Source organism: Sorangium sp. So ce836 (genome assembly GCF_028553905.1).
GTDB classification, from domain to species: Bacteria; Myxococcota_A; Polyangia; order Polyangiales; family Polyangiaceae; genus Sorangium; species Sorangium cellulosum_D.
On record NZ_CP102233.1, the window covers coordinates 8,314,624 to 8,340,642 of the forward strand.

24 protein-coding genes are annotated in these 26,019 nt (G+C 70.9%); 11 read left to right on the forward strand and 13 right to left on the reverse strand.

The annotated features are described in order from the left end of the window. Positions 1-26 precede the first annotated feature (26 nt). From NQZ70_RS29870 to NQZ70_RS29895, 6 genes are read right to left on the reverse strand one after another with little or no spacing between them, the layout of a single operon-like run. Positions 27-1,388 carry an aspartate aminotransferase family protein gene (locus NQZ70_RS29870; RefSeq protein WP_165374241.1) on the reverse strand — a complete coding sequence of 454 codons (1,362 nt, stop codon included), beginning with the start codon at positions 1,386-1,388 and terminating at the stop codon, positions 27-29. After that, complete coding sequence (locus tag NQZ70_RS29875) at positions 1,366-3,159, reverse strand: sulfotransferase (RefSeq protein WP_129577262.1); 1,794 nt, start codon at positions 3,157-3,159, stop codon at positions 1,366-1,368. Before NQZ70_RS29875 ends, NQZ70_RS29870 begins: the two co-directional genes overlap by 23 nt. After that, positions 3,156-4,202, reverse strand: a complete 1,047-nt coding sequence (locus NQZ70_RS29880) for a hypothetical protein (protein ID WP_129577263.1) — start codon at positions 4,200-4,202, stop codon at positions 3,156-3,158. The genes NQZ70_RS29875 and NQZ70_RS29880 overlap by 4 nt, the downstream gene beginning before the upstream one ends. Further along, positions 4,190-5,494, reverse strand: a complete 1,305-nt coding sequence (locus NQZ70_RS29885) for a coproporphyrinogen-III oxidase family protein (RefSeq protein ID WP_129577264.1) — start codon at positions 5,492-5,494, stop codon at positions 4,190-4,192. Before NQZ70_RS29885 ends, NQZ70_RS29880 begins: the two co-directional genes overlap by 13 nt. Further along, positions 5,491-5,838, reverse strand: coding sequence for an acyl carrier protein (locus NQZ70_RS29890; protein WP_129577265.1), 348 nt, complete (start codon positions 5,836-5,838; stop codon positions 5,491-5,493). Before NQZ70_RS29890 ends, NQZ70_RS29885 begins: the two co-directional genes overlap by 4 nt. Beyond that, the gene (locus tag NQZ70_RS29895; RefSeq protein WP_165374242.1) at positions 5,819-7,273 is read right to left on the reverse strand and encodes a class I adenylate-forming enzyme family protein; all 1,455 of its coding nucleotides are present in this window, start codon (positions 7,271-7,273) and stop codon (positions 5,819-5,821) included. The genes NQZ70_RS29890 and NQZ70_RS29895 overlap by 20 nt, the downstream gene beginning before the upstream one ends. A 1,176-nt stretch (positions 7,274-8,449) precedes the next feature. Here NQZ70_RS29895 and NQZ70_RS29900 point away from each other — a divergent pair. Continuing rightward, positions 8,450-9,247: a hypothetical protein gene (locus NQZ70_RS29900; RefSeq protein WP_129577267.1), complete on the forward strand. Its 798-nt coding sequence runs from the start codon at positions 8,450-8,452 to the stop codon at positions 9,245-9,247. Between the two features lie 152 nt (positions 9,248-9,399). Continuing rightward, positions 9,400-9,972: a hypothetical protein gene (locus NQZ70_RS29905; protein ID WP_129577268.1), complete on the forward strand. Its 573-nt coding sequence runs from the start codon at positions 9,400-9,402 to the stop codon at positions 9,970-9,972. A gap of 76 nt (positions 9,973-10,048) precedes the next feature. Here NQZ70_RS29905 and NQZ70_RS29910 read toward each other — a convergent pair whose 3' ends face one another. Further along, complete coding sequence (locus NQZ70_RS29910) at positions 10,049-11,503, reverse strand: thioredoxin family protein (protein WP_129577269.1); 1,455 nt, start codon at positions 11,501-11,503, stop codon at positions 10,049-10,051. Positions 11,504-11,685: 182 nt separating this feature from the next. On the opposite strand from NQZ70_RS29910, the gene NQZ70_RS29915 reads away from it, so the two are divergent. The 5 genes from NQZ70_RS29915 to NQZ70_RS29935 all read left to right on the forward strand — a co-directional run bounded on the left by NQZ70_RS29915 (position 11,686) and on the right by NQZ70_RS29935 (position 16,000). Beyond that, positions 11,686-12,108, forward strand: a complete 423-nt coding sequence (locus NQZ70_RS29915) for a hypothetical protein (protein ID WP_129577270.1) — start codon at positions 11,686-11,688, stop codon at positions 12,106-12,108. Between the two features lie 214 nt (positions 12,109-12,322). After that, positions 12,323-12,985 (forward strand): hypothetical protein, encoded by a 663-nt coding sequence (locus NQZ70_RS29920; RefSeq protein ID WP_129577271.1) that lies wholly within the window; start codon positions 12,323-12,325, stop codon positions 12,983-12,985. Positions 12,986-13,134: 149 nt separating this feature from the next. Next, a complete protein-coding gene (locus NQZ70_RS29925) occupies positions 13,135-15,189 on the forward strand; it encodes an OPT family oligopeptide transporter (RefSeq protein WP_129577272.1) in 2,055 nt (684 codons plus the stop codon). Positions 15,190-15,466: 277 nt separating this feature from the next. After that, positions 15,467-15,718, forward strand: a complete 252-nt coding sequence (locus tag NQZ70_RS29930) for a hypothetical protein (RefSeq protein WP_129577273.1) — start codon at positions 15,467-15,469, stop codon at positions 15,716-15,718. Positions 15,719-15,763: 45 nt separating this feature from the next. Beyond that, the gene (locus tag NQZ70_RS29935) at positions 15,764-16,000 is read left to right on the forward strand and encodes a hypothetical protein (RefSeq protein WP_129577274.1); all 237 of its coding nucleotides are present in this window, start codon (positions 15,764-15,766) and stop codon (positions 15,998-16,000) included. 29 nt (positions 16,001-16,029) lie between these two features. Here NQZ70_RS29935 and NQZ70_RS29940 read toward each other — a convergent pair whose 3' ends face one another. Continuing rightward, the gene (locus NQZ70_RS29940; RefSeq protein ID WP_129577275.1) at positions 16,030-16,767 is read right to left on the reverse strand and encodes a cysteine hydrolase family protein; all 738 of its coding nucleotides are present in this window, start codon (positions 16,765-16,767) and stop codon (positions 16,030-16,032) included. A 117-nt stretch (positions 16,768-16,884) separates the two neighbouring features. Here NQZ70_RS29940 and NQZ70_RS29945 point away from each other — a divergent pair, with 117 nt between their 5' ends. Further along, positions 16,885-17,805 (forward strand): LysR family transcriptional regulator, encoded by a 921-nt coding sequence (locus tag NQZ70_RS29945; protein WP_129577276.1) that lies wholly within the window; start codon positions 16,885-16,887, stop codon positions 17,803-17,805. 106 nt (positions 17,806-17,911) lie between these two features. On the opposite strand, the gene NQZ70_RS29950 is transcribed toward NQZ70_RS29945, so the two are convergent. Then, positions 17,912-19,120, reverse strand: coding sequence for a PAS domain-containing protein (locus NQZ70_RS29950; RefSeq protein WP_129577277.1), 1,209 nt, complete (start codon positions 19,118-19,120; stop codon positions 17,912-17,914). Between the two features lie 378 nt (positions 19,121-19,498). Here NQZ70_RS29950 and NQZ70_RS29955 point away from each other — a divergent pair, with 378 nt between their 5' ends. From NQZ70_RS29955 to NQZ70_RS29965, 3 genes are all read left to right on the forward strand, one after another. Next, on the forward strand, positions 19,499-20,365 hold the full coding sequence (locus NQZ70_RS29955; RefSeq protein ID WP_129577278.1) for an ABC transporter ATP-binding protein: 867 nt from the start codon (positions 19,499-19,501) through the stop codon (positions 20,363-20,365). Beyond that, on the forward strand, positions 20,358-21,191 hold the full coding sequence (locus tag NQZ70_RS29960; protein WP_129577279.1) for an ABC transporter permease: 834 nt from the start codon (positions 20,358-20,360) through the stop codon (positions 21,189-21,191). Before NQZ70_RS29955 ends, NQZ70_RS29960 begins: the two co-directional genes overlap by 8 nt. 68 nt (positions 21,192-21,259) lie before the next feature. Next, entirely contained in the window at positions 21,260-22,189 is a 930-nt protein-coding gene (locus NQZ70_RS29965; RefSeq protein WP_129577280.1) for an aldo/keto reductase, read from the forward strand. Positions 22,190-22,275: 86 nt separating this feature from the next. Here NQZ70_RS29965 and NQZ70_RS29970 read toward each other — a convergent pair whose 3' ends face one another. The 4 genes from NQZ70_RS29970 to NQZ70_RS29985 form a co-directional block, all read right to left on the reverse strand. Continuing rightward, the gene (locus NQZ70_RS29970; protein WP_129577281.1) at positions 22,276-23,199 is read right to left on the reverse strand and encodes an alpha/beta fold hydrolase; all 924 of its coding nucleotides are present in this window, start codon (positions 23,197-23,199) and stop codon (positions 22,276-22,278) included. Further along, positions 23,196-23,828: a TetR/AcrR family transcriptional regulator gene (locus NQZ70_RS29975; protein ID WP_129577282.1), complete on the reverse strand. Its 633-nt coding sequence runs from the start codon at positions 23,826-23,828 to the stop codon at positions 23,196-23,198. Before NQZ70_RS29975 ends, NQZ70_RS29970 begins: the two co-directional genes overlap by 4 nt. Positions 23,829-24,354: 526 nt before the next feature. After that, positions 24,355-25,611, reverse strand: a complete 1,257-nt coding sequence (locus NQZ70_RS29980) for a DUF6596 domain-containing protein (RefSeq protein ID WP_324293028.1) — start codon at positions 25,609-25,611, stop codon at positions 24,355-24,357. Continuing rightward, entirely contained in the window at positions 25,611-25,952 is a 342-nt protein-coding gene (locus NQZ70_RS29985; RefSeq protein WP_129577284.1) for a YciI family protein, read from the reverse strand. The genes NQZ70_RS29980 and NQZ70_RS29985 overlap by 1 nt, the downstream gene beginning before the upstream one ends. Between the last annotated feature and the right edge of the window lie 67 nt (positions 25,953-26,019).

Below are 26,019 nucleotides of genomic sequence, written 5' to 3' on the forward strand. Positions count from 1 at the left end.
ACGCAGGAGGGGCGACCGGAGCAGCGTCACGGGACGAAGCCGCCCGCTCTCATGGTGAGCAGGCTGTCTTTCACCGCGTCCTCGAGGCGCTCGAGATCAGCGTCGCTGTGCGCCGTCGAGACGAAGAACGTCATCCCGTCGAACGCGTACGCGCCGCGCATCCTCAGGTGAGGGATCAGTATCCACATCGGAGGAGAGAGCATGAAGCGGAACATCGACCCGCAGCGCTCGACGCGCACGGGCATGGCCTGCTCGGTCAGCCAGCCGCTCAGGCGCTCGACGAGCCTGGCGGTCCTCTGGTTGAGCCCCTCCTGCAGGCCGTTGCCCTCCGCATCCAGGCGCCTCACCACGGCGTGCGCCGCCGCCATGGTCATCGGGTTCTTGGTGAACGTCCCGGCGAACCAGACCTTGTCGACGGCGGGCCAGCTGTCGTCGTCGCAGCTCCACCTGCCGCCGTCGACCTGATCCATGAAGCGCGCCGCGCCCGCCACCGCGCCGATGGGCATGCCGCCGCCGAGGATCTTCCCGTACGTCGCGAGATCGGCGCGGATATCGAAGTGTGCCTGGGATCCACCCTGATGGATGCGGAACCCGAGCAAGATGTCGTCGAAGATGAGCGCGATGTCCTTGTCGCGGGTGAGGCTGCGCAGCTGCCTGAGGAACTCTGCCGGCTGCGTCGCGGGGCTCCTCGCCTGCACCGGCTCCACCAGCACACAAGCGATCTTGTCCGCGTGCTCGGCGATCTGCTCCAGGCTGCGAGGCGCGCCGTACTCGAGCACGAGGGTGTCCTTCTGCTGGCTCGACGAGAGGCCGTGGGCCGCGTCGATCGCGGGCAGCGCCGCGTCGTATGAGCCGTGATAGGACTGAGAGAACACCGCGACCATGTCGCGCCTCGTCGCGGCGCGCGCGAGGCGGATCGCGCCCATGATCGCCTCGGCGCCGGTGTTGCAAAGCGCGACCCGCTCGGCGCCCGTCATCGCCGCGATCGTGGCGGCGACGTCGTTCGCTCGATCCGACTGGAACCCGATCGGCATCCCCCGGTCGAGCTGGCGCCGCAGCGCCTCGTCCAGGAACGCCGGGCGATGGCCGAAGAGGTGTACGCCGAAGCCCAGGCAGAAGTCGATGTACCGATTGCCGTCGATGTCCCAGGTGTAGGCGCCTTCGCAGCGCTCGGCGACGATCGGGTAGCGGAGCTTCCTGGTCGCCAGCCAGATCTCCCTGACGCCGGGGGGCTGGCGCAGGAAGAAGCCCTGCGAGGAGCGCGCGTCGGCGAGGGCAGGCCAGGTCTCTTCTCTCCTCTTCAGCGAGGAGCGCGTCCTTTGCGTGTACTCGTCGATGAAGCGCGCGAGGTACCGCTTCTGATTCTCATTGAGGGAGATCTTCTGCATGCGTCGCCGCCTTTGCTGTCGTCGGTTCGAGGGAAGGCAGGAGCGCCGCGAGCTCCTGCTCATGTCGCCGCCACTTGTCGGGAGAAGGCGCCGACAGCGTCACGCGCGACAGCGGCAGGACGCCGGACGTCGTCTTCTCGACCTCCTCGTCCCACCGGAGCCCGGCGAGCTTCCCGATCGAGAGGAGCACCTCCGCCGGGCGCTGGATCAGCTCATCGTAGCTCACCCTGCGCCACGAGGAGGCGGGCAGCGCCGCGAGGTCCTCCTCGATGACGGCGTTGGCCGTCTTCCACTGATAGGCCGCGATCTCCACGAGCGAGCGGCCCTCGAGGGACGACCACCCGGGAGGCAAGAGGAAGCTCCAGTCCCGGTAGGGCCAGCCGGGCATTCCCCGGTACGAGAGGAAGCGGCGCGAACGCCAGCCCTCGACCAAGCTGCTGATGTTCTCCCTCGGATCCCGGACGAGGTGGACGAAGAGAGCGTCCGGGAAGACCGCGCGGAGGAAAGGGATGCGCAGGGCGTTCGCGGGGGTCTTCTCCAGAAAGCGCAGCCTGCAGGGGCGCTCGTGGGCCGGCCGATCGAGGTAGCGCTCTCCCCTGCGATCCACGAGCTGCCGCGCGAAGCCTTCCCGCAGGGCGCCGGCGACCGCCGGCGAGGCGTCGGTCTCGGTCAGCCTGTCCGAGGTGTAGCCCCTGGCCGCGGGGTGGAGCTCCGGGATCGACCGGATGATCTCATGGCTCTCCCCGCCGATGGTCCAGACGTCGGGAAAACGCGACAGCAGATCGAAGAGGAGCGTGCTGCCGGACCGCGGCGCGGAGACGACGAAGAGGGGGCGCTCGAACTCCGGACACCCGAGCGGCTCGGCGTCCGTGCTCGTCCTGGTCGTCAGGGGCCGGTGGAGCCGCCTCGGCACGGGCGGCGACATCCACAGCATCGTGTCGACGACGGCAGCGGCCTTCATCCCCGCGCCCTTCGGCGCGAGCTTCGGCATGACCCGCTCCCGGAAGTCCAGGATGATGTCCTGATAGGCGAGCTCGCCCGCGCTCGTGTGTCCGAAGCGGCGAAACGCCGCCCCCCATCGCCTCCGGATCCGTTCGATGGCGTCGACGAAGGCGAGCCGCTCTGCGTCCGTCATCGGTCGCCGGCCCGGATCGGCGAGGATCTCCTCGGCCAGCGCGGCGAACTCCTCGTCGCTCAGCACCTCGAAGCGGTAAGGCTCCAGGAGGAGCGAGCCGCCCTGCTCGCGGAAGAGGCCGGCGAGCTCTCTCGTCTCCACGATCAGGTGGACACAGCTCTCCGCGGAGGGGTTGTGCAGCCTGTGGGGCCTCGCGTTGTCGATGACCCAGACCTCTCCCGCGGCCATGTGGGCCGTCTCGCCTCCGCAGGAGACCGTGACCGCCGCGCTCGTGACCAGCGGGATGCAAACAGCGGCCCGCCGGAACCAGTGGTAATTCCACTCCTCGGCCTCTGGCGGCTCGGTCGCGCCGGAGAGCCGCACGAGGCGGCTCCGGGCCACAGGCACCCCCAAGGCGCCCATGACCTCCTCGAGGTGAGGGCAACGCCCCAGCGCCGCGGTCGGCCGCGCGGGGCCGGCGAGGGCGAACTCGTGATTCGCCGAGCCTCCCGCCGTCACGAGCGGGATGGCCGAGCTGCCCAGGGCACCGCTCGGACAGGGCATCCAGTCCCTCTCGCTGAATCGGTCGAGCTCTGCGGCGAGCTGCGCTGGATCGAAGCGCCGAGGCACCCGTTCGAGCGCGCGTGTCAACTTCATGTGACTTCCCAGCGCAGCCAGCCTGTGTCCATGGCGCTGCCTCTCCAGGAATGGGCGAGCGCCTCCGCGTCGGCCGCGACGATCGGCTCGACCATGTAGACGCGGCAGTCCGGTCCGAAGTTGAGCTTCTTGCGCGACTCTCCGCCGCGGAGCTCGATCACGTAGTTGTCGCCGCCCGCCTCCTTCGGGCCGGGCGCCAGGGGGTTCATGACGATCCGGCGGTTGCCCGCCACGAGCAGGCGCTCGCCCGCGAGGACCGCGTCCTGGATCCAGGGCGACGACACCTGGATCTGCCCTTCGCGCTGCAGGTCCCGGTCGAGCAGCACCACGGCGCCGCCCTCCGTGTCGGAGAGCATGTAGCCGCCCGCGGCCCGGCGCCGGATCGCGTGGGGTCGCCGCAGGCCGCCGAGGACGACGTCCACCCGACCGCTCCGGCGGTCGATGCGCACGAGCTCACCCGTCGTGAAGAGCGTGGCCAGCACGGTGTGCTCATCGACGAGGATGGCCGAGTTCGGGTGGGTCGTCAGCGCCGCGGGCAGGTAGCGCCGGTTGTAGTCGTGCGATCGATCGAAGCTCTGCCCCAGCCGGAAGCGCTTGCCGCCATAGCCATGCTCGAACAGGAAGAACTCCCACACGAGCTCTCCGCGTTCGTCGATCTCCGCCAGCAGGTCCGTCCCGGAGCTCGTGACCAGGAGGCCGCGGGAGGTCCTCTCGAGGGTGTGCAGGTGGTTGAACCAGCGGTGTCGCAGTCGACCGACGATCTCAGGCCCGGCGAGGGTCGCGATCTCGTCTTGATCCCAGAGCGCGACGTGGAGCTTCCCGCCTTCCAGGAGGAAGCCAGTGGGCTTCGGGAGCTCGAGTCCGCCGAGGACGCGCCCCGCGTCCCAGTCGACGAGCAGGAGAAAGCCGGAGGCCGCATTGAAGACAGGCGAGCGCTCGAGCTCGATGGAGGTGGCCACGTCGACGAGGCGCCGCTTGGACGCCTGCGCCTCCTCGTACACGGCCGTCCACTGCCGGATGACGACGCTGATCAGGCAGTACATGACGCCCCCGGAGCCGCGCTGGTCCCCGCCGTCTCCAGCGCGGCGGCGAGGCGGTGGCCCACGTAGTCGCCCCAGAGAATGCCTTTCCGGGTCAGCGACAGGGCGTCCTGCGTCACCTCGACCAGGCCGTCGGCGGCGAGCGCCTCGACGGTGGGTCTACACAGGGAGAGCACGTCGAAGCCGTAGCGGCGCTGGAACTCCTTGCGATCGAAGCGGATGAGCTTCATCCCGAGCGCCAGGTCGCGGGTCATCAGATCGCGCGCCGTCAGCCGGCAGCCACGGGCGAGCGGCAGCTTGCCCTCCTCGACGAGCGCGACGTAGCGCGACAGCTCGCTGGTGTTCTGCAGGGCGTGGCCGCGCAAGAGGCCGAAGGCCGAGACGCCGAACCCGTAGGTCTCCCGGCCCTGCCACGAGCTCGTGGCGTGCTGCTGCATGTAGCCGCCGCCCTTGGTGAAGGTGAAGAAATTCACAGGGAGATAGCCAGCCTTCTCGAAGCGCTCGATCGCATGGGCGGTGAAGCGCAGCTCGTCATCATCCGACGGCAACGTCAGGCTCTTGTGCTTGATGTCGTTGTAATACCCGGCGTTGGCGTACACCTCCGTCTTGTAGACGGTCAGCGAGTGCACGTCGCTCTCGATCGCGCGCTCCACGCTGTACGCCCACAGCTCGTCGGTGTCGCCGGCGAGCCCGCTCATGAGATCCACGTTGACCACGGCGCCGGTGCTCTTGGCGAGCTCTATCGCCTTGAGCGCCTGCTCCTCCGTGTCCACCCGCCCGGTCCTCCTGACGACCTCGTCGCTGAAGGACTGGATGCCCATGCTGATGCGGTTGACCCCCAGAGCCTTCAGGTGGTCCGCCTTGCTCTGGATCAGCGTGACGGGCTCGGCCTCCACGGTGATCTCAGGCTCGTCCAGCTGGAAGTGCTGATGGATCACCTCCCAGATGCGGCTCAGGTTGTCCTTGGAGAGGACGGTCGGGGTCCCGCCGCCGAAGTAGATGGTCTTGACCGGCTGATCTCCGAGGTGGAAGTGTCGCGCCGCGTGCTCGATCTCCCGGCACAGGGCCGACACGTACCGATCGATCTCCGCCTTGCGGTTGTCGCCCAAGGTGGTGACCTTGTAGAAGCAGTACGCACAGCGCTGGATACAGTACGGCACATGGATGTAGAGGTTCAGCGGGCGGGGCTCGACGAACCGCTCGACCGCCTCGGGCCGCCAGTACCGGAAGGGCGGGTAGTTCGTCAGGAACCCTTTGCGGGTCGGCTCACTGCTGGAGATCTGGAGGGTGGTCACTGGCTCGCTCCGTTGTGGCGTTCACGGTCCTGCATCATGGCGTGGATATGCTGGGAGAGGACCGTGAGGTCGGCGAAGACCTCGCTGCTGAGGTTCTGGGTGGCGAAGGCGATGCCGAAGCGCTCCTCGATGCGGGTGATGAACTCGAACAGCACCATCGAGTCGAGCATCAGCCCCCCTTCCAGCAGCGGCACCGCGGGATCGATGTCATTTTCCTCGATGCGCACGTCGAGCTCGTGGGCGATCATCTTCTTGAGCTCTGCGATGATGTTCTGCACGGTGTTCGGGGCGGTCGACGGCGCGGGCGTCTGGATGGAGGAAGCGTCAGCTCGGGCGGTGTCCATGGTCGGGGCTTGCCTCGTGGGGTGAGTGGGAAGCGGAGACGGAGCGCTGCAGGGCCCTGCGGTCCAGCTTGCCGCTGGGCAAGAGCGGGAGCGCCGGGAGCAGGCGGATCTCGTCGGGAACGGCGTAGGCCGGCAGGGATTCTTGACAGGCGCGGCGCACGCTGCCCGGCGCGATGTCGGCCCCGGCGCGCGGCGTGCAAAAGGCGACGATGCCGCGGCCGCGCTTCGTCTCGCCAGCGACGACGACGGCGGCCCGCTCGACGCCCGAGAGCCGCTCCAGGGCGCGCTCCACCTCGGCCAGCATCACGAGCCGGCCATCGCGCTTGACCGCGTGATCGCCTCGGCCGAGCACCTCCAGGTGGCCGCCAGGATGGAGGCGGCCCAGGTCCCGCGTCGCGTACCAACCCGCCTGCGCCGCGGCGTCGCCCGCCAGGGGACAGCCGTCGCCGTCCACATAGCCCTCGAAGCCGTGAGGGTGAGCGCAGCGGATATCGCCCGGGGAGCCGTCGCCCTCCGACGAGCCCGGCTGTGGCTCGAGGCGCAGCGCGACGCCGGGGAGAGGGCGGCCCACCGTCACCGCGCGGGGGCCCTCCGTCTCGCGGGCATCCGCCGCGCAGATGACGCCCATCTCGGTGGAGCCGTAGAGGTTGACCACGCGCCGGTAGAGCGCCTCGGCCTTCTGGAACGCTTCAGGGCTGAGCTTGTCGCCGGCCACCACCACATGGCGGTAATGGCTGGGCGCGCTGCGCGGCCGGAGCAGCATGGCGCAGAGGTTCGGGGACAGGAAAGCGACCGTGGGCCGGAAGCTCCGCTCGCGCTCCATGTACCGCAAGAGGTTCGCACCTTCGAGCAGCGCGATGCTGGCGCCCACCGACAGCGCTGGCAGGAAGCCGGCCCCGAGGCCGTACATGTGGGCCAGAGGCACCGGGATGAGGACGCGATCCGCGCCGTCGAGGCACAGGCGCTCGACCGCGTTGAGGGCGTTGCCCAGCAGCCCCTCATGGGTATGCACGACCAGCTTGGGGGAATCGAGGCTGCCCGAGGTGCGCAGGAGCAGCCGGCCGCGGCGGAGCGGCGAGCCTTGAGGAAGCGGGCGGTGGTCCTCAATCGCGCGGACTTCGAGGAACGTCTCTGGCCGCAGGAGAGAGACCGGATCTCCTTTGCCCTCCGCGAGCGGGCTTCGCACGCGGATCCTGTGGCGGAGAAACCGGGGCAGAGGCTGGGCAGGAGCCGTGGACACCGGCGCTGGCAAGAACGCGAAGCTCGCGCCTCGCGAGAGCAGGGCGAGCAGCGTGAGCGCGCCCGGCACCGAGTTGGCGCTCTCCAGCGCCAGCATGTCGTCCGGCGCAATGCCGCGCTCCCCGAGGAAGGCCTCTATGGACGCGATGACATCGTCAATGGCCGTCCATTCGATGGTCAGCGCGCCGTCGGACAAGGTGCTACCTTGACCTCTGGCAGTTTGAATGGCGCTGGCGAGGAGCGCCTTTGGCGTTCGCACATTAACGGGCGGCATCAGAGCGAGTGGTGCGCAGTCTCGTTGCCGGGTCCGTGTCTTGTCAAGACCTTCCTTATCGTCCGTTATAACGGATATGAGGCGCGCCGCTTTGGCGGATGAAGGTGCGTATCAGTGCGCGAACCGTCGGCCATCCTGCGGCCTGGAGAGGCTGCTGAGGCAGCCCCTTGCAGGTACGCGCTGCGCTCGACGACGGGCGCAGGATGCATGGCTCGGACGGCGCTACTCCCGATTCGCCAGCCGCCGCGCACGGTTATCAGCGCTCTGCCCGTCCGTGGGAAGCGTTGCGCCCGAGGTCCTTTGCTGCTCGGGCGATACGTCCTGGGCGAGCGCTTCTTCTCTCCCGTGCCGATCGGGTTCCTATGCTCGTGTCGGCCTGCGGGACGCCTCGGTTGTTACCCCATGCTCCCGGTTGCCGGAGATGATAGACGGTGGGTATTCGAAAATCCCAGCTGGCACGCTGACGGCCGCAGGCCTGGAGCTGCACGACGGCGCCTCTGCGCCACCATTGCTCCCGAGCGCGGCCCGTCTGCGGCGCATTGGGCAGGCACCGTTCACACGCGGACGGCGGCGCCTCTCAACAGCACATCTCGTGTACCATATTCCCCCCATGCGGCCCCGCCGCCATGCGTAGCGCGGCCTCGGCCCGAATCCATCCGAGGCTCACACCGGCGCTCGGCTCGGACGTCTCCATCTGTGTCGGAGCCTGTGTCGGAGCACCGACGAGCACGAGAACGAACATTGCCGCTGAGAGCCCCGCCGGCGTGTTGCCCTCATCGTCTCCGTCGCCCCCCGCCGCCTTATAGACCAGCGATGTGACGACGCGAACCATTTTCTTCGGATGCTCAAAATTTAACATTGAACGGAATTTTTCAGAGCTAGGCCATCCGCGCGGCGAACGATGACCACCCCGCCGAGCAGATCGAGCCATCGGACGACAGAGCTCGCCGTCGATGTTTCTCGACCTTGCCGCCTTCCGGCGTCTCGAGGCTCTCTCCTTCAAGCGCCCCACAAGCCTGGCCTCGTCCCGCTGCTCAGCAGGGCGGCCGCTGGCCCAGGCCGCTCCTGGCCGAGGACCGGTCGTGGCATACTCCGCCCATGAACCGTACGCTCCGCTTCTCGGTCCTCTCCGGCTTCCTTCTCGCTGCCTGCGGCGGCGTCGTCAACGATCCGCCCGGCAGCGGCGGCGCTGGCGGAGCGGGCGGCGCCGGCGGCGCTGGCGGCGACGGCGCCGCCACGAGCGCGACCTCGGGCAGCGGCGGCGCGCCGGTCGCCTGCGGCGCGCGCAGCGGCGGGCTCTGCAGCGCAGAGGAGTTCTGCGACTTCCCCGACGACTCGTGCGGGACCTTCGACACCGAGGGCCGTTGCTCCGCCCGCCCCGAGGTATGTCCCGCGGATTGCCCGGGCGTCTGCGGCTGCGACGGTCAGTTCTACTGCAATGCGTGCTCCGCGCAGCAGGCCGGGGTGGACGTCTCGGAGACCACCTCCTGCCTCAAGCCCGTCGGCGGCGACTTCGCCGCGACCTACTGGGCCGGCGGGCTCGATCACCTCGTCGTCTACAAGGCCGAGCCGGAGACCGACCAGTGCGTGACGCTCTACGCCGACGCGCCGGCCGAGAGCGCGTCGGAGGGCTTCGACGTCGCCACCCCGGACACCTGGGCCGTGACGCGCATCGAGAGGACCAGCGGGGCGGCCGGCTGCGCGCCGGGGGAGTCGAAGCCCGCTGGAGAGGCCGTGCGCGCGACGGGCGCCATCGGGAGCCTGTCGATGGATCTCTCGGGGGGGACATCCATGCCGTGCACCCTCGACGTGGACATCACCGCCACCTTCCCGACGGAGCCCGCGACCGCGCTCCTCCGCGCCAAAGGCGTGGCCGTGAACAACGGGTGCCTGTAGACGGGGAGGCGACGGAGCGCCGGAAGACGCCGACACGGGTCCATGCTCCCGTGGCGTCCGACGCTCCTCCCCGGCGCGTTCCGAGCGCTCGATCGCGCGCAGATTGCTGCTGGACGCTCCTCGCCGGCAACCGGGTATGACAGCCTCGGCTCATGCACCGCGCTGCTTCCCTTTCCCTCGCGCTCTCCTTCGGGCTCGTCCTCGCCGCCTGCGGAAACGTCGTCGTGCCCGCGCCCGGGCGCGGCGATACGGGCGGCGGTGACGGCCAGGGCGAGACGCCGCCCATCTCCGAGCACGGCGACACGGGCGGCGGTGACGGCCAGGGCGACACGCCGCCCGCCGCCGAGTACCGCGTGCAGTACAACCCGGGGCCCGATCACCTGCTCGTGCTCAAGGCCGATCGGGAGCTCGACCGGTGCGTGCAGCTCAGCGCGATCACGCCGCCCCTCGTCCAGACGGGCCTCGACATCGAGGCCCCGGAGGGCTGGAGCGCCGCCTATGTGTTGATCACCGACCGGGCGGCCGACTGCGAGGGCCCGGCGGGGAGCTCGAGAGGCCGCAAAGCGAGCGTGACCAGCGCCACCGGGACCCTCTCGTGGGAGGCCGGTCCGAGCGACTACGTCCTGTGCAACATCCGCGTGGACGTCACCGCGACGGCGCGGGGAGAGCCCGAGGCCCACCACCTCTTCGCGACCGGGCTGAGCATCGGCGGTGACTGCCCGTAACGGGACGACGGCGCCGCGGAGCCCCGCAGATCCCGAGGATGAAGCCCTATCGCGGCGACCTGCCCCGCGGCCTCCGTCAGCGCTTCTTCGCCCCGCGCTGCGCCTTCTCTGCCTCGGCGAGCCGCCGACGCGCGTCGTCCAGCGCCGCCTGGCTCGCGTGGCCCTTCGGGAGCGCCTCGTAGCCGGCCACCTCCTCGCGCAGCGTCGCGATCTGCTCCGCGCCCTGCCCGAGCTTCTGATGGATCTCCGCGCGGAGCTTCAGGTAACGCAGCCGCCGCGGGCCGTAGGCGCGGCCGATGGCGCGCTCGACCGCGGCGAGCGCCTCCGCCTCGCGGCCCATCGCGTGGAGCACCTGCGCGAGCCGCGCGGGCGGCTCGTACGACCCCGGCATCTGCGCCTCGCGCTCCTTCAACATCGCGACCGCCTCGTCGCCGCGCGACAGCGCCAGGTACGCCATCGCCCGCCCGTAGTCGTACGCGGCGGCCGCCTCGGGCGCCTTCGCCTCCTTCGCGGCCCGCTCGAGCACGGCGAGCTTCGACTCGTTCGCCGCGCGGGCCCCGGCCGCATCGCCGAGCGCCTGGAGCCCCTCGGCGAGCAGGCCCCACGCGTCGGCCCGGTCGTCCGCGCTCGAGTCCGCGGGCGGGCTCGCGACGATCGACCGGAGCCGGTCGACCGCCGCCTCGCGCGCGGCGCGCTGGGCCTTGCCGTCGGTGAGCGCGTCCGCGCAGGAGAGCAGGACGCTCGCGAAATCGGCGGGCAGCGCCGCGCCCTTCACCTCGGCGACGTGCCTCATGCCGGCCTCCGCGCACCCCGCGGGGTCCTTCCGGCGGAGCGCCGAGACGAGGCCGAGCAGCGCCTCGCTGCGCCGCGGCCACGCCTCGCCGCCCCGGGCCAGGGCGCGCTGATACGCGACCGCCGCCGCGCCGTGGTCGCCGGCGCTGTGGGCCCGCTTCGCCTCGACCAGCAGGCGGTTCGGGTCGTCCGGAGGCAGCGCCGAGGCCGCCTTCGAATCCATGGTGTGCAGCGCCTCGCGGAGCAGCTCGCGCAGCTCCTGCACCGAGGCGGCGCCCCGCCAGAGCCCGATCACCTGGCCGTCCGCCGGCTCGAGGACGAAGAACGTCGGCCACACCGTCACCTCGTGCCGCTCCAGGAACGGCGCGTTCTCCGGTCGATCCGTGTCGATGTCGGCGAACACCACCCGATCCGCGAACGGGCGCAGCGACGGATCGGTCAGCACGTGATGCTTCATGCTCAGGCAGGTGTGGCACCACGGCGCCCACGCATCGACGAACAGCGCCTTGCCCTCGGCCCGGGCCTTCTCGCGCGCCCGCGGCACGTCGTCGCGGATGAACTCGAGCGGCGGCCGCGCCGCCTCGGGCGCCGCCGTGGCGCCGGACGGAGGTGCCGCGGCGGGGCTGCCGGCCGCCGCCGCGGCCGGCGGGGGCGCCGACGCGGGCGGGGACGGATCGGCGGCGCAGGCGGCGAGGGAGACGAGCGCGACGAGGGCGGGGAGCGAGGCCGGGGGACGCACGGGCGACCATGGTAGCAGCCCGATGGCGGCGGTCTCGCCCTCCCTGCGACGGGCGTCCCCCCACGTTGACGCGCCGCCGGTGCCGCGCGTAGAACCGTATCCTTGGCTGGCTTCGCGCTCACCCGCGACGCGGCGGCGCAGCTTTCCCGGGGTGCCGGAACATCACATCAGGGGGAGTCCACATGGTCGAGCGCGTGCTGAGGATAGGGGAGCATACCGCCCGCATCGGCGAGCATGCGGACACCCTGGAGTTGACGATGCGGGGCGACGTCTCGCCGGACGAGGCAGCGCGGTTCTTCGACTTCATGGCACTCCATTTCGCCAGGCAGCGCTACATGCTGATCACTGGCGACGTGTCCCAGCTCGGCCGGGTGCCCGCCGAGTCCCGGAAAACGGTCATGAGGGAATCGGGCAGGGTGCCCCCCATCCGAGGGCTGGTCTATTACCGCACGCCCTTCACGGGCAGGGTCCTGACCGAGCTGGTGATCCGCGGCTATGCGCTCGCGACCGGGGCCGACGTCGCGGTCCACTTCGTCGAGGACGAGGCGGAGGCGCGCGCGTGGCTGGCCCGCCGGCGGGAGCAGCTCGCCGGCGAGCGTGGATGAGCTCGCCTGGCATGGCCGAGCGGCGACGAGGCTGCACGGCGCGGCGGGCCGGCGGGCGGCGCGCGAGGTGGCCCCGCGGCGGGAGCGCGGCGGCCGGCCCGGACGGCCCGCGCGCTCCGGCCGGGTCGCCGCGCCGCCCCTTTCGGCCTCGATGCGGCCGCGCGCCGACAATGCGCCCCCTGGTTTCCGGCAAAGCTGGTAGAGTGGCGCCGCGGTGAACGATTACGCGGGCCGGTGCGGAAGCTGCGCGGCATACACCCGGGTGCATGAGGATCCAGCGCGCGGTCGCGTCGGCGAGTGCGCCCTCGAGGTGTACCCGCCGCCGATCAAGGCGACCGCGACGTGCGCCCGCTACCGCGCCAAGGGCGCGCCGCCGCCGCCCCCACCCCCGCGGGCCGCGGGCCAGCCGCGCGGCTCGGGCGGCAGGTCCCGGCCGACCGGGGCGCCGCCGCCGGAGCGCCGGGCCGGCGCCGCGCCGCAGCCCTTCCGTCCGCCACTGCCAAGGGAGATCGACATCGACATGGATATCGACGAGTTCCGTCGTGTGCTGCGCGAGGTGCTTTCCGAGGAGCTCGGCGTCGGCCGCGCGGAGATGGGCGGCCGCTGGGAAGGCGGGGAGATCGTCCTCCGGCCCGGCAAGGAGGGCACGGCCGAGAAGCACATCCCGCTCGACGTGTTCTTCCACAAGATCGTCATGCTCCGCGACAAGCTCCGCGTGCTGGAGCAGAAGATCAACGCGCACGAGGGGCTGAGCGACGCCGAGAAGGTGCAGCTCCAGGCGTACATCACCGGCTGTTACGGGACGCTCACCACGTTCAACGTGCTCTTCGCCCGCCGGGAAGACGGATTCGCCGGCAGCGGCCGAGACAGCGACTAGAGCGGCGGGCCGCGCGACACGAGGCCAGTTATTTCGCGGCTCTCGGGGTTTCCCTGACTCGACGCCAGGCGCGCGGGCGCGCCCGGCGCTCGCCGAAGGCATGCACGGCGCGTCGCTCACCATGGTACAAGGTGCGCGGAGGTCGCCGGATGGCCATCAAGCAGCTCACGCCCGAGCAGGTCCACACCATGTCGCTCGAAGAGAAGGACACATGGTGGCTGAAGAACGTCTACCGCGGCGACATGCCCCAGCTCACGTGGCGTTCCGGGATCACGGGCATGCTGCTCGGCGCCTTCCTCTCGCTCACGAACCTGTACATCGGCGCGCGCACCGGCTGGTCTCTCGGCGTCGGCATCACGAGCGTGATCCTGGCCTTCGGGCTCTTCAAGGTCCTCTCCAGGCTGGGCCTCGCGAGCGACATGACCGTGCTCGAGAACAACGCGATGCAGTCCATCGCGACGTCGGCCGGCTACATGAACGCGCCGCTCTTCACGAGCCTCGCGGCCTATTCGATGGTCACGACCACGATCATCCCCATGGGCCGGGCGATGATCTGGATGTTCGTCCTCGCCATCCTCGGCGTGCTCTTCGCGTTCCCGATGAAGAAGCGCTTCATCAACGACGAGCAGCTCCCCTTCCCCGAGGGCATGGCCGCCGGCGTGGTCATGGACGCGCTGCACGAGAGCGACGAGAAGGAGGGCCTCTTCAAGGCGAAGCTCCTCCTCGGCGGCGGCCTCGCGAGCGCCATGCTCGAGCTCCTCCGCGACGACAAGGTGATGCGCGCGCTCTTCGCGCTCAAGAGCATCCCCCATCATTACGACGAGGTCTTCTATCACGGCTGGTTCGCCGACCTGCTCAAGCGATGGGGCCTCTCGCCGGCCATCCGGGGCGTCCCCCTGAACGAGCTCACGATCCGCTTCGATACGAGCATCATCTTCGTCGCCACGGGCGGCCTGATGGGGATCCGGACCGGCGCGTCGCTCCTCCTCGGCGGCATCCTCAACTACTGGATCCTGGCCCCCCTCTTGATCCAGCACGGGATCATCCTGCCGAAGAACGGGCATTATGGGTTCGGGCAGATCACGCTCTGGGCGCTCTGGGGCGGCGTCGCGTGCATGACCACGTCCTCCCTTTACGCCTTCTTCTCCAAGCCCAAGGTGATCATCGACGCGTTCCGGGGCCTCTCCAAGAAGGGCGGGGCGAGGGACGTGCTCGCGGACATCGAGCTGCCGGTGAAGCTGTCGATCATCGGCGTGCCCGTCGTCGGCCTGGTCGTCGTCGTGCTCGGGCAGCTCTGGTTCGGCATCTCCTGGTGGCTCGGGATCATCGCGGTCCCGCTCGTGTTCGTCTTCTCGCTCATCGCCGTGAACTCGACGGGCATCACGGCGATCACCCCGACCGGGGCGCTCGGCAAGCTGACGCAGCTCACCTATGGCGCCCTCGCGCCGAAGAACATCACGACGAACCTGATGACGGCCGGGATCACGGCCGAGGTCGCGAGCAACACCGCGAACCTGTTGATGGATATCAAGCCGGGCTACATGCTCGGCGGCAAGCCGCGCCACCAGGCGATGGGGCACGTGCTCGGGACGGTCGCGGGGCTCGTGCTCTCGGTCCCCATCTGGTATCTCGTGCTCATCCAGGGGGACATCGGCCGTTACGGGACGGAGCAGCTGCCGGTCCCGAGCGCGCTCACGTGGAAGGCCGTCGCCGAGGTGCTGATGAAGGGGCTCGACTTCCTCCACCCGACCGCCAAGTCCGCGGTGGTGGTCGGGGCGATCGTCGGGATCCTCGTCGAGATCACGAAGCAGCTCACGAAGAACCGATTCCCCCTCTCCGCGGTCGCCCTCGGGCTCGCGTTCATCCTCAATTTCACCGACATCTGGTCGATGTTCCTCGGCTCGTTCCTCTTCTGGCTGATCGAGCGGCGCGCCGCGGCCTGGCACAGGGCGCGCGAGCGCGAGTCGCGGCTGAGCGAGACGGGGCCCGGCGGGCTCACGGAGGCGCCCGCCCCGCCGGTCAAGCGGCCCTGGTACGCGCTCGCCGCCGAGAACACCGAGGCGATCTGCGCGGGCGTGATCGCCGGGGGCTCGCTGATGGGCATCGGCCTCAGCGTGCTCGGCGTGCTGGTGCTGCCCGACGTGCTGGAGGCCGCGAGCCTCACCAAGGCGCTCGGGCAGATCCTCGATTTCCTCCCGAAGTGAAGCGCTCCCGGTCGCCGGCGTGAGGCCGCCGCCCGCCGCGCGGCCCCTCGGGACCGCTCGCGGCCGCTCGCCACCCCGGCCTCACCCGCGCAACGGCGCCTCAGTGTGACAGGAATGCTCGCCTTTCCCTCCACGACGAGGCGCGGTGAGCGCTGCGCGTCGCCCCGTCGAGGCGCTCCGCTCGGATGCGCGCGTGGCGCGGTTCATGCAGCCTTGTCCGCGCCGCGTCGATGCGAGCTCAGCGATCCACGAAGCGCGCGCCAGGAAAGGACCCTGCATGTCGGTGAACGCCCCCCCGTCCCGAGGAACACCCAGCCCCGCGCCGGTCGGCGATCCCGAGCAGGGCCCGCCGGTGCAGGATCCCACGCCGGACAAGCCGCCGCGGCGCGACCCCGATCCGGGCGAGCCGGCGCGGCGGGATCCCCCGCCCCCGCCTCCTGCGCCCGGAGAGCCCTCTCCGGAGATCGAGGACCCGCCGGCGCCGGGGCAGCCGCCGAAGGAGCCCGGCGTGATCGCGACGGCCGGCTGAGCTCGAATCGCGGCGCAACGTCACCCCTAACCGTCGAGAGGTCCCATGAACACGTGTGATTGCTGCGGTAACAGCTACGACAAGGCCTTCCAGATCATGGTGGGCGGCACGACCTACACCTTCGACTGCTTCGAGTGCGCGATTCACAAGCTCGCGCCCGCGTGCGCCCACTGCGCCTGTCGGATCGTGGGGCACGGCATCGAGGCCGGCGGCGCGTTCTACTGCTGCGCGCACTGCTCCAAGCAGAAGGGCGTTCAGGGGGCGATCGATCGCGTGGCGTGAGCCGGCGCCGAGGGGGCGGGCCGGCGCGCTCACCTCGCGGCGTCGTGGAGCGGCAGCGCGAGGACGGCGTCGGTCGGCAGCACGTCGGCGAAGCGATCGGCCAGCGCCGCGAGCGAGACCTCGTGCAGGGTGCGATGGTCGATGAGGCGAGCGCCCTGCGCGCCCCGGACGGCGGGTAGATCGCGGCTCGCCGACGCGTCGCTCGGGAGCACGACGCGGTAGCCGAGCACGAGCCCGTCCCGCGCCGTCGAGTCGACGGCGAGGTGGGTCATGAGGCCGCTCACCACGATGGTGTCGACGCCGCGGCGGCGGAGCTCGGCGTCGAGCTCGGTCTTCGTGAAGCCCCCGGCCATCGATTTCGTGATCACGATCTCCCCGGCGCGCGGCCGCGCCGCGGGGACGAAGTCGGCGCGCGGGCTGCCTTCGGCGAAGAGCCGCGCGCCCTTCGGGCCGACGTTCCGCACGTGCGCGACCGTGATCCCGTTCTCCCGGGCCCAGGCGAGCAGGCGTGTCGCCTTCTCGAGCGCCGCCCGGGCGTCCGGCAGCGTGAGGCCGCCCGAGAAGAACTCTTCCTGGAGGTCGACGAGCACGAGCGCCGTGCGCGCCCGGTGGAGCCGGTCGACCGGTTCGAGGCCGTACAGCGCCCGCAGCGTGGTCGGCCCGCCCTGCGCCGGGGGCGGCGAGGCCAGCTGATCTGCGGTCAAGGCGGAGGTCAGGATGAAGAGCAACAGCGCGACTCCGGTGTGTCCGCGAGCCTGCGTAAGCATGGGATCCTCCTTCGCGGCGAGGCAGCGGCCTCGCGCTCCAGGAAAGCTAGATCCGGCGCATGCTCGTGATAATCCTGGTCTTCCGACGAGGATTGCGTCGCGGAAGGAACGAATGGGATGGAGCCGGCGGTCGGTGATCTGGGCGAGATGAGGGCGTTCCTGGAGGTCGCGCGGCTGCAGAGCTTCTCGGCGGCGGCGAAGGCGCTCGGGCTCACGTCGTCGTCGGTCAGCAAGCAGGTCGCGCGGCTGGAGGAGCGCCTGCGGGTGCAGCTCCTCCGGCGCACCACGCGCCGCGTGAGCCTCACCGAGGCGGGGGACCTCTACGCCGAGCGCGCCGGCCGGATCCTCGCGGACGTCGAGGAGGCGCAGCGCGCGGTCGCGGATCTCGACGGGACGCCGCGCGGGACCCTGCGCATCTCGGCGCCCACGATCTTGGGCACGATCCGCGTCGCGCCCGCCGTGCTGGCCTGCCGCGCGAAGTACCCGGAGCTCCGGATCGATCTCGACATCACCGATCGCATCGTCGATCTGGTGGCCGAGCGCATCGACGTGGCGGTGCGCCAGGCTGCGGAGATCTCGCCGGCGTCGCTGGTCGCGCGGCGGCTCGCCGACGATCGGCGCGTGCTCTGCGCGAGCCCGCGCTACCTGCGGCGCCACGGGACGCCGCGGCGCCTGGAGGACCTGGCCGATCACGACTGCATCACGCACAACATGGAGCCAGTGCCGCGGTGGACGCTCGTGGGTCCCGAGGGGGAGCGCGTCATCCAGGTGAGCGGCACGCTCCGCTCCAGCGACACGCTGACGCTGCGCGACGCCGCGGTCGCGGGGATCGGGCTGGCCAACCTGCCTGATTACGTCGTAGAGGAGCACCTCGAGAGCGGCGCGCTGCGGCGCGTGCTGCCGGAGTACGGCGCGTCGAAGCGCGCCATCTTCGCGGTGTACGCGGCGCCCGCGCGGGCGGCGGTCCGTGTCTTCGTGGAGACGCTGGCCAAGGCGCTGGGCGAAGGCGCGGCGAAGAAGGAGAAGACGGCGCGCTAGGCAGGGGCCACGCCTCTCGTGGTCGGCGCGGCCTCTTTATCCTGTTCGCTCCCGGCGGCCTTCCAGCTCGCTTCGCTGCATCCGACGTCCGAGATAGGGAGCGCCGTCATCGGCGCTCGGGCGCGGGCTGCGTCGCGCCGGCCGCGCGCTCCTTGCTCATCTGGCGGATGCAGTGCTGGAGCGCGGCGCGGAGGTTCCCGAGGGTGGTGATGTTCTTCAGATCGAGGCCGAGGCTCACGATGGTCTGGGCGACGTTCGAACGGATGCCCGTGACGATGCCCTCGGCGCCGAGGAGCCGGATCGCGCCGACCAGATCGAGGAGGTAGCTCGCCGTCTTCGTGTCCACCATGTCGACGCCGGTGAGATCGAGGATCGCGTACCGCGCGCCCATCCGCGAGATCGCCTCGAGGAGCGTGTCCATCACCTCCGCGGTCCGCTGGCTGTCGAGCACCCCGATCATCGGCAGCGTCAGGATGCCGTCCCACACCTGGATGATCGGCGTCGACAGATCGCGGATGACCTGCTGTTGCCGCTCGATGAGCTCCAGCTTGGTCCGGAGCTCCTGCTCCGTGTTCTTCGCCTGGCTGACATCGAGGGTGAGGCCGACGACCGCGTACACCTCTCCGCGCTCGTCGCGGACCGGGATCTCCCAGTTCTCCCAGAACACCCCGTGCGTCGAGTTGAGCGAGTGGCTCCCCTCGCCCGCGAGCGCCCGCCGGAGCATGTCGATGCCGTCGCTGCCGGCGTAGAGCTCGAACACGTTCTTGCCGACGTGCTCGCCCTCCTGAAGCCCCGCGTTCGCGACCCCGCTGCCCTCGTGGAACGTGAAAATCCCCTCGCTATCGATCGCCCAGATGATGATCGGCAGCGTCTGCGCGACGGTGCGCAGGACCAGCTCCTTCTGCTCGTAGCGGCGGATCTGCTCGACCCGCTCGGTCACGTCGTGACCGAACACCCCGACGCCGATGACCTCCCCGCGCTCGTCGAGGAGGCGCTCATGGCGCCACTCGACGTGCGCCGCGACGCCATCCCTGGTGACGTGCCGAAAGACCCGCGGCGCCGCGCCGTCCTCCGCCAGCAGCCGGCGCCACGCCTCGGGGTCGCCGGACGCCGGCAGCAGCTCGTCGACGCGCCGGCCGAGCGCCTCCCGCCGCGCAGGGCCGAACAGGCGCTCGGCCGCCCCGTTCCAGTCCTGGATCGTGAGATCCGCGCCGTACTGGACGATCGCAAGCGGCGCGCGCTGAAGAAGGCGCGCGCGCCCGCGTGCAAGACGTTCGTCCTCGACTTCTTCCGGAGACGCAGTGGAGACGGTCATGTACACGGGAAAAGTACCCCGAACGCTCGCCGGTCGTCGAGATCGCTTCCGTCCTTGGGCTACTCCTTCGCGCCGGCCGATCTGCTCCGGGCGATTCCACTGCTGCTACAGCAACACCCCCGGCGCAGCGTCTGCTGCGCCAGCAGCAGGCGGCTCTCTGCTATAGCGGATTTGCGTCTCGTGAGGCGGCGGGCGGTTGGTACGTCGCGTGCTCAGCGTCTCCGGCACGGTCGATGAGGGCGCCCCGCGGCACGCCTGGAGGAGCAGATCCCAGGGTGACGGCGCGCCACGTCGCGGGAGTTGCGGTCGTTCCATGCTGGTTGGGCTTGACTTTAGGATCACGTCCTCGTCCCTCCCCGCGCGGCCGCAGGAGGAGCCATGAGCAAGATTCAGTTTCAGAACGTGAGCAAGACGTTCGCCGTCAAGGGGCCCGCCGGCTCGAAGGAGGGCGCGCGGTTCACGGCCATCGAGGACCTCTGCCTCGACGTGAGGGCGGGCGAGCTCCTGGTCCTCGTCGGGCCGAGCGGGTGCGGCAAATCGACGCTCATCGATCTCCTCGGCGGGCTATCGAAGCCGTCCAGCGGGAAGCTCCTGCTCGACGGCAAGCCGATCACCGGCCCGGCCCTCGATCGTGGCATCGTGTTCCAGCAATACGCGCTCTTCCCGTGGCGGACGGCGCGCGGGAACGTCGAGTTCGGCCTCGAGGCCAAGGGCGTCCCGGAGAGCCAGCGCAAGGAGATCGCGCAGCGCTACCTGGAGCTCGTCAGCCTCTCCGGCTTCGAGGACCGGTATCCGCACGAGCTGTCGGGCGGCATGAAGCAGCGCGTGGCCATCGCCAGGAGCCTCGCGTACGACCCGGAGGTGCTGATGATGGATGAGCCGTTCGCGGCGCTGGACGCGCAGACGCGCGAGTCGCTGCAGGACGAGCTGCTCCGGATCTGGGAGCGGTCGCGCAAGACGATCCTCTTCATCACGCACAGCATCGACGAGGCGGTGTACCTGGGGCAGCGGGTCGCGATCATGACGTCCCGGCCCGGCCGCGTGAAGCGGATCATCGAGATCCCCGAGGAGATCCGGGGCTACGAGGACGCGCGGTCGACGCCGGAGTTCGGCAGGCTGCGGCACGAGATCTGGGCGCTCCTGCGCGAGGAGGTGCTCAAGGCCGAGGAGCAGGAGCGGCTCAGGAAGCAGAAGCGCGCGGCAGAGGGGCGCGCCGTGGCGGGCGTGGTGGCGGTCAATGGCTAGCGTCCCGCAATCGATCGCGCTGCCCGAGGAGCCGCAGCAGGCGCAGCTCGTGGCCGAGGCGGGGAGGTGGCTCGGCCGCGCCGTCGCGCGCTCCGGGATCCTGCTCCTCGTCGCCGCGCTGTGGGAGACGGCGCCGCGGGTCGGGCTCGTGGAGGGGGCGTTCTTGCCGCCGCTGTCCGAGGTGCTCGCGACCGGCTGGCAGCTCCTCCAGAACGGGCAGCTCCTGAGCCACATCAAGGCGAGCCTGTCGCGCTCCCTCACGGGCTTCTCGCTGGCGATCCTGGTGGGCGTGCCGCTCGGGCTCGCGATCGGGTGGTACAAGGCCGTGGCGGACGCGATCAACCCGCTGCTCGAGGTGCTGCGCAACACCGCGGCGCTCGCGCTGCTGCCCGTGTTCCTCCTGCTGCTCGGGATCGGCGAGGCCTCGAAGATCGCGCTCGTCATCTACTCGTGCACCTGGCCGATCTTGCTCAACACGATCAGCGGGGTGCGCGGGGTCGATCCGCTGCTCGTCAAGTCGGCGCGGACGATGGGGCTGTCTCCGCTCCAGCTGTTCCGCAAGGTCATCCTGCCGGCGGCGATCCCGACGATCTTCGTGGGCATCCGCCTGGCGGGCGCCTACTCGCTGCTCGTGCTCGTCGCGGCGGAGATGATCGGGGCCAAGGCGGGGCTCGGATACCTGATCATCTACGCGCAATACAACTTCCAGATCCCGAGCATGTATGTCGGCATCCTGACGATCACGACGCTCGGGCTGACGTTCAATCACCTGCTCATGCGCGTCGAGCGGCGCTTCACGTCGTGGAAGGTCGCCCCGAAGGAGTGAGCCCCCGGCCGGCGGGCGCCTCGCGCCGGGGGGATCACCGTTCATCGAACAGAGAGAAAGAGGACCACGTGAATCGCATCATCCTGGGGCGAACCGGCCTGGAGGTCAGCGTGCTCGGCCTGGGCGCGGGCGGCGACAGCCGGCTCGGGTCGGGTCGCGTCGCCGAGGCGGAGTCGCTCCGGCTCGTCCGTACGGCCATCGAGCGCGGCGTGAGCTTCATCGACACGGCGGAGGCGTACGGGACCGAGGAGCTCATCGGCAAGGCGCTCCGCGAGGTGCCGCGCGATCGCGTGGTGCTCTCCACGAAGAAGACGACGCGCCTCGACGCGCCCCTCCGGCCGGAAGACGTGGTGTCGTCGCTGCACGCGAGCCTCGAGCGGCTCGGCACGGATCACGTCGACGTCTACCACCTTCACGGCGTGCTCCCGGACCGGTACGCCGACCTGCGGGAGCGGATCGTCCCGGTGCTGCTGCGCCTGCGCGAGCAGGGCAAGATCCGCTTCCTGGGCATCACGGAGGCGTTCGCCGCCGATCCGACGCACGCGATGCTGGCGCAGGCGCTCCGCGACGACCTCTGGGACGTGGTGATGGTCGGGTTCAACCTCCTGAACCAGTCGGCGCGTGAGCGGGTCTTCCCGCTGACGCGGGCGAAGGACATCGGGACGCTGATCATGTTCGCGGTCCGGCGCGCGCTGAGCCGGCCCGAGCGGCTGAGGGAGCTGCTCGCCGAGCTCTCGGCGCGGGGCAAGGTGTCGCGAGCGCTCGTCGACGAAGGGGTGGATCGCCTGTTCGCGGGGGAGGACGTCGCGTCGCTCCCGGACGCGGCGTACCGCTTCTGCAGGGACGAGCCCGGCGCGCACGTGATCCTGTCGGGGACGAGCAGCGTGGAGCACCTGCTGGAGAACGTGCGGTCGATCGAGGCGCCGCCGCTGTCGGCGCGGGCCCGCGCGCGCCTCGTCGAGGCCTTCGCGCAGGTCGACGACGTGTCGGGGCACTGAGGCGACGCAGAGGAGCGCCGCGGGGCGCGCGGCGGCAGGGGCGCGCGGTATGCGCGCCGGGGCGCCGGCAGGCGCGCGGCGGAAGGTCACGCGGCCGGAGAGGCGAGCCCAGGCGACGCGAGGGGCGCCGCGGCGTCGGGCTCGAGGAAGCGGGCGATGCGGCCGCCTAGCCGCGCGCGGAAGGCGTCGTCGGTGGGCGGCGAGTGGCGGCACCCCTCGAGCAGCTCGGTCTCGGCGCGCGGCAGGAGCACCTTCGCGCGCGCGAGCAGCTTCGCGCCGGGGAAGCTCACGTCGTCGTCGGCGCCGAACACGAGCGCGGGCCGCGCGAAGCCGGCGAGGGCCTCCGGCGCGGCGAGCGGCGGGATCCGCATGTCGAGCCGGTAGCTCCGCACCGCGTCGCCGAAGTAGGGGCCCCACATGGCGTCGTGCGTGGTGAACAGCCCGGAGACGAGGCGCGCGAGCCGCGCCTCGGAGGGGAACGCGCGGTAGAGGGCCATGGGGATGGCCACGCGCGTGAGGCCCTGCCACGCCGGGCCGGACACGACGCCGCCGGGCACGATCAGGACGAGCCGATCGATGCGAGCGGGCGCGGCCGCGGCCATGCGCAGGGCGACGAAGCCTCCCCAGCTCACGCCGAGGAGGTGGGCGCGCGCGAGCCCGAGCGCGTCGAAGACGTCGGTGAGCCACTCGGCGTAGGCGGGGCCGTCGACCGGCACGCGGACGTCGGCGCTCTTGACGGACTGGCCGATCACGTCGACGGCGTAGACGCGGAAGCGCGTGAGGAGCGGGCCGAGCTCGGGCAAGAGGTGCGCGGAGCTGGCCATCGCGCCGTGCACGCAGACGAGCGGCGGGGCGTGCTCGGGGCCGGCGACGAGGACGTGCGTCGCGCCGAAGCGGGTCGGGACCTCGCGCGCGCGGGTCGGGACCGGGGCCTTTTCGCGGAAGCGTTCGAACCAGGTGGCGATGCGCGCGCGCGCCTCTGGACTGCGAAAGATGATGGATGACGTCATCGAGCCCTCCTGACGTTGGCTGCGGGGCGGAGGCCGCAGAGGTGCTGAGCGACGAGCCTATCGAGGAGGGCGACGGGCGACGGGTGCGCGCCCTGGACCCACGCGATCAGCGCGAAGTAGTAGAAGGAGAAGAACGCGACGCCGAAGAGCGCGGGGTCGGCGTCGTCGGCGACCTCGCCCTGCGCGCGGGCGGCGTTGAAGAGCGCGACGACGCGGCCGTGAACGGCGGCGATCTGCTCGGTGAAGCGCGCTTGCCACGGCGGGTCGGCGAACAGCGCCTCGCGGAGCAGGGTCTTCGACAGGGCCGGGCGGCGGGCGTAGTACGCGAAGAACGCGGCCCCGAGGCGGTGGAGCCGCTGCTCGAGGGTGCCGGGCTCCTCGTCGCGGACGGCCTCGGCCGCGGTGGCGGCGAGGTCGTCGAAGAGGGCGGCGTGGAGCAGGTCGCGCTTGTCGGCGAAGTGGAGGAGGACCGTGCCCGCGGCAACACCCGCGTCCGCGGCGATGGCGCGGACGTTCGCCGCCTCGAAGCCATGGCGCTCGAAGTGGTCGCGCGCGGTCTCGAGGATCCGGGCGCGCGTGGCGTCTTTCTGGGCTTCGCGGCGGCCGGGTCGTTGGGTGAACGCGTTCACTGAACGCGTTCATTGCATGAACGTGGGCCGTTGGCAAGGAATGGATGAGTCCGGAGCCGACCCGGGTTGAGGCCGTCCGGAGCCGACCCGGGTTGAGGCCGTCCGGCGCCGACCCGGGTTGAGGCCGTCCGGCGCTGACCCGTCCGTCCGGCGCCGACCCGGGTTGAGGCCGTCCAGCGCCGACCCGGGTTGAGGCCGCCCACCGATCCGGGTTGAGGCCGCCCAGCGGCGCCGCCGACCCGGGTTGAGGCCGCCCCGCGCCGACCCGGGTTGAGGCCGCCGAGGCCGCCGGCCGCCCGCTACGTCCACGGGCAAGTCCTTTCATGTCGAAGCCGACGCCTTGCTCCTCCCCGAGCAATCCGCGCGCCGTCCCCTCCATCTCGACGAATCCGCGCGAATTCACGATAAGAAACGCCAATTCAGCCTCCGCCCGATCGGGCCCGCCTGACACATGTTGGCATGCGCCGGTCACATGCCAGCATGTGCCGGAGGCCGGCGCCGCTGAACGCCGCGCTGGATGGATGCGTCAAGGAGGCCCGTCGCCGCACGCCCCCAGGCGTCGCTCGAAGAACCGGCGCTCCATGGCGTTGCGGGCGAGCGCGAGCGCTTCCCGGAGGTGCTGGGTCGCGATCTCGCGCCGGCCGCGGCGGAGCTCCAGCTCGCCGAGCGCCGCGAAATAGAACGGATACGCGGCGAGGCACTCGCGGCCCTCGATGCCGCCGATCTCCTCGAGCCCGCGCTCCGGCCCCTCGTGCTGCGCGACGGCGATGGCGCGGTTGAGGGCGACGACCGGTGAAGGGCGGATCGCCATCAGCGTATCGTAGAGCGCCACGATCGCCCCCCAGTCCGTGTCCTCCGGCCGGGCCGCGCGCGCGTGGACCGCCGCAATCGCGGCCTCGACGTGGTACTCGGTCAGCTCCGGCCCCTCGGCCGAAAGGTCGAGGAGCCGTTGCCCCTCGGCCAGGAGCCGCCGATCCCACCGCGATCGATCCTGGTGGAGAAGCGAGGTGAGGTCGCCGGAGGCGTCGACGCGCGCCGGCAGGCGCGCCGCGTGGAGGCACATCAGCGCAGCGAGCGCGTGCGTGGCGGGCGTCGACGAGGGGGGGTGCTCGAGGAGGAGCGCGGTGAGGCGCATCGCCTCCCGGCAGAGCTCGACCCGGACGGCCTCCTTCGCGCAGGCGCCGTGATAGCCCTCGTTGAAGAGGAGGTAGAGCGCGCGGCGGAGCGCCGAGAGCCGGGCAGAGAACGCGTCGTCCGTGAGCTCGAACAGCCGCGTCGAGCCGGCGAGCACCTTCTTCGCCCGGGAGATGCGCTTCTCGAGGGCCGCCTCGGTGGCGAGGAACGCGCCCGCCACCTCGCTCACGCTGAAGCCGCAGAGGACGTGGAGCACGAGCGCGATCTGCGCCTCCTCCGGCAGCCGGGGGTGGCAGCACGAGAACATCATGCGCAGCTGATCGTCCCGGATCGCAGCCGCCCCGAAGAGCTCGTCGACCGCGGGGTCGAGCGCCCGCTCCCCCTCGATCAGCCGCCCGAGCTCGGGCGCGAAGGTGCGCGCGGTCCGCTCGCGCCGGAGGACGTCCAGCGCGCGGTGCTTCGCCGCCGCCATGAGCCAGGCGGCCGGGTTCTCGGGCACCCCCTGGAACTTCCACACCTCCAGCGCGCGGCAGAGGGCGTCCTGCACCACGTCCTCCGCCAGCGCGAGGTTGTGGACCCCGAAGAGGCGCGTCAGCGTGGCGAGCATGCGCCCAGCCTCGCGCCGGAAGACGGGGTCGACCGGATCCACTACCGGCTCAGCTTCAAGATCGGTCGCACCTCGACGCTCCCTCCGCGCTCGAGGATCGGGCAGCCCTTCGAGAGCTCGACCGCGTGCGCGAGATCCTCGGCCTCGAGGACCAGATAGCCGCCGACGACATCCTTCGCCTCGGCGAAGGGCCCGTCGACGACCGCCTTCTGCTTGCCCTGGACGACCTTGCCGGTGGGCTCGAGGGGGCTGCCGGGACGCTTGAGGTGCCCCTTCTCGGTGAGCTCCTTCACCCACGCGGTCCACCGCCCCATGTGCTGCTGCATCTCGGCCGGAGAGCCGGAAACGTCGCTGCCGCGGAACAAGTACATAAATTCGTTCATGGTCGTGCTCCTTCCCGGGTACTTCGACCCCTGCGACGTTCGAGGGGCGCCGCGGCGGACAACTTTT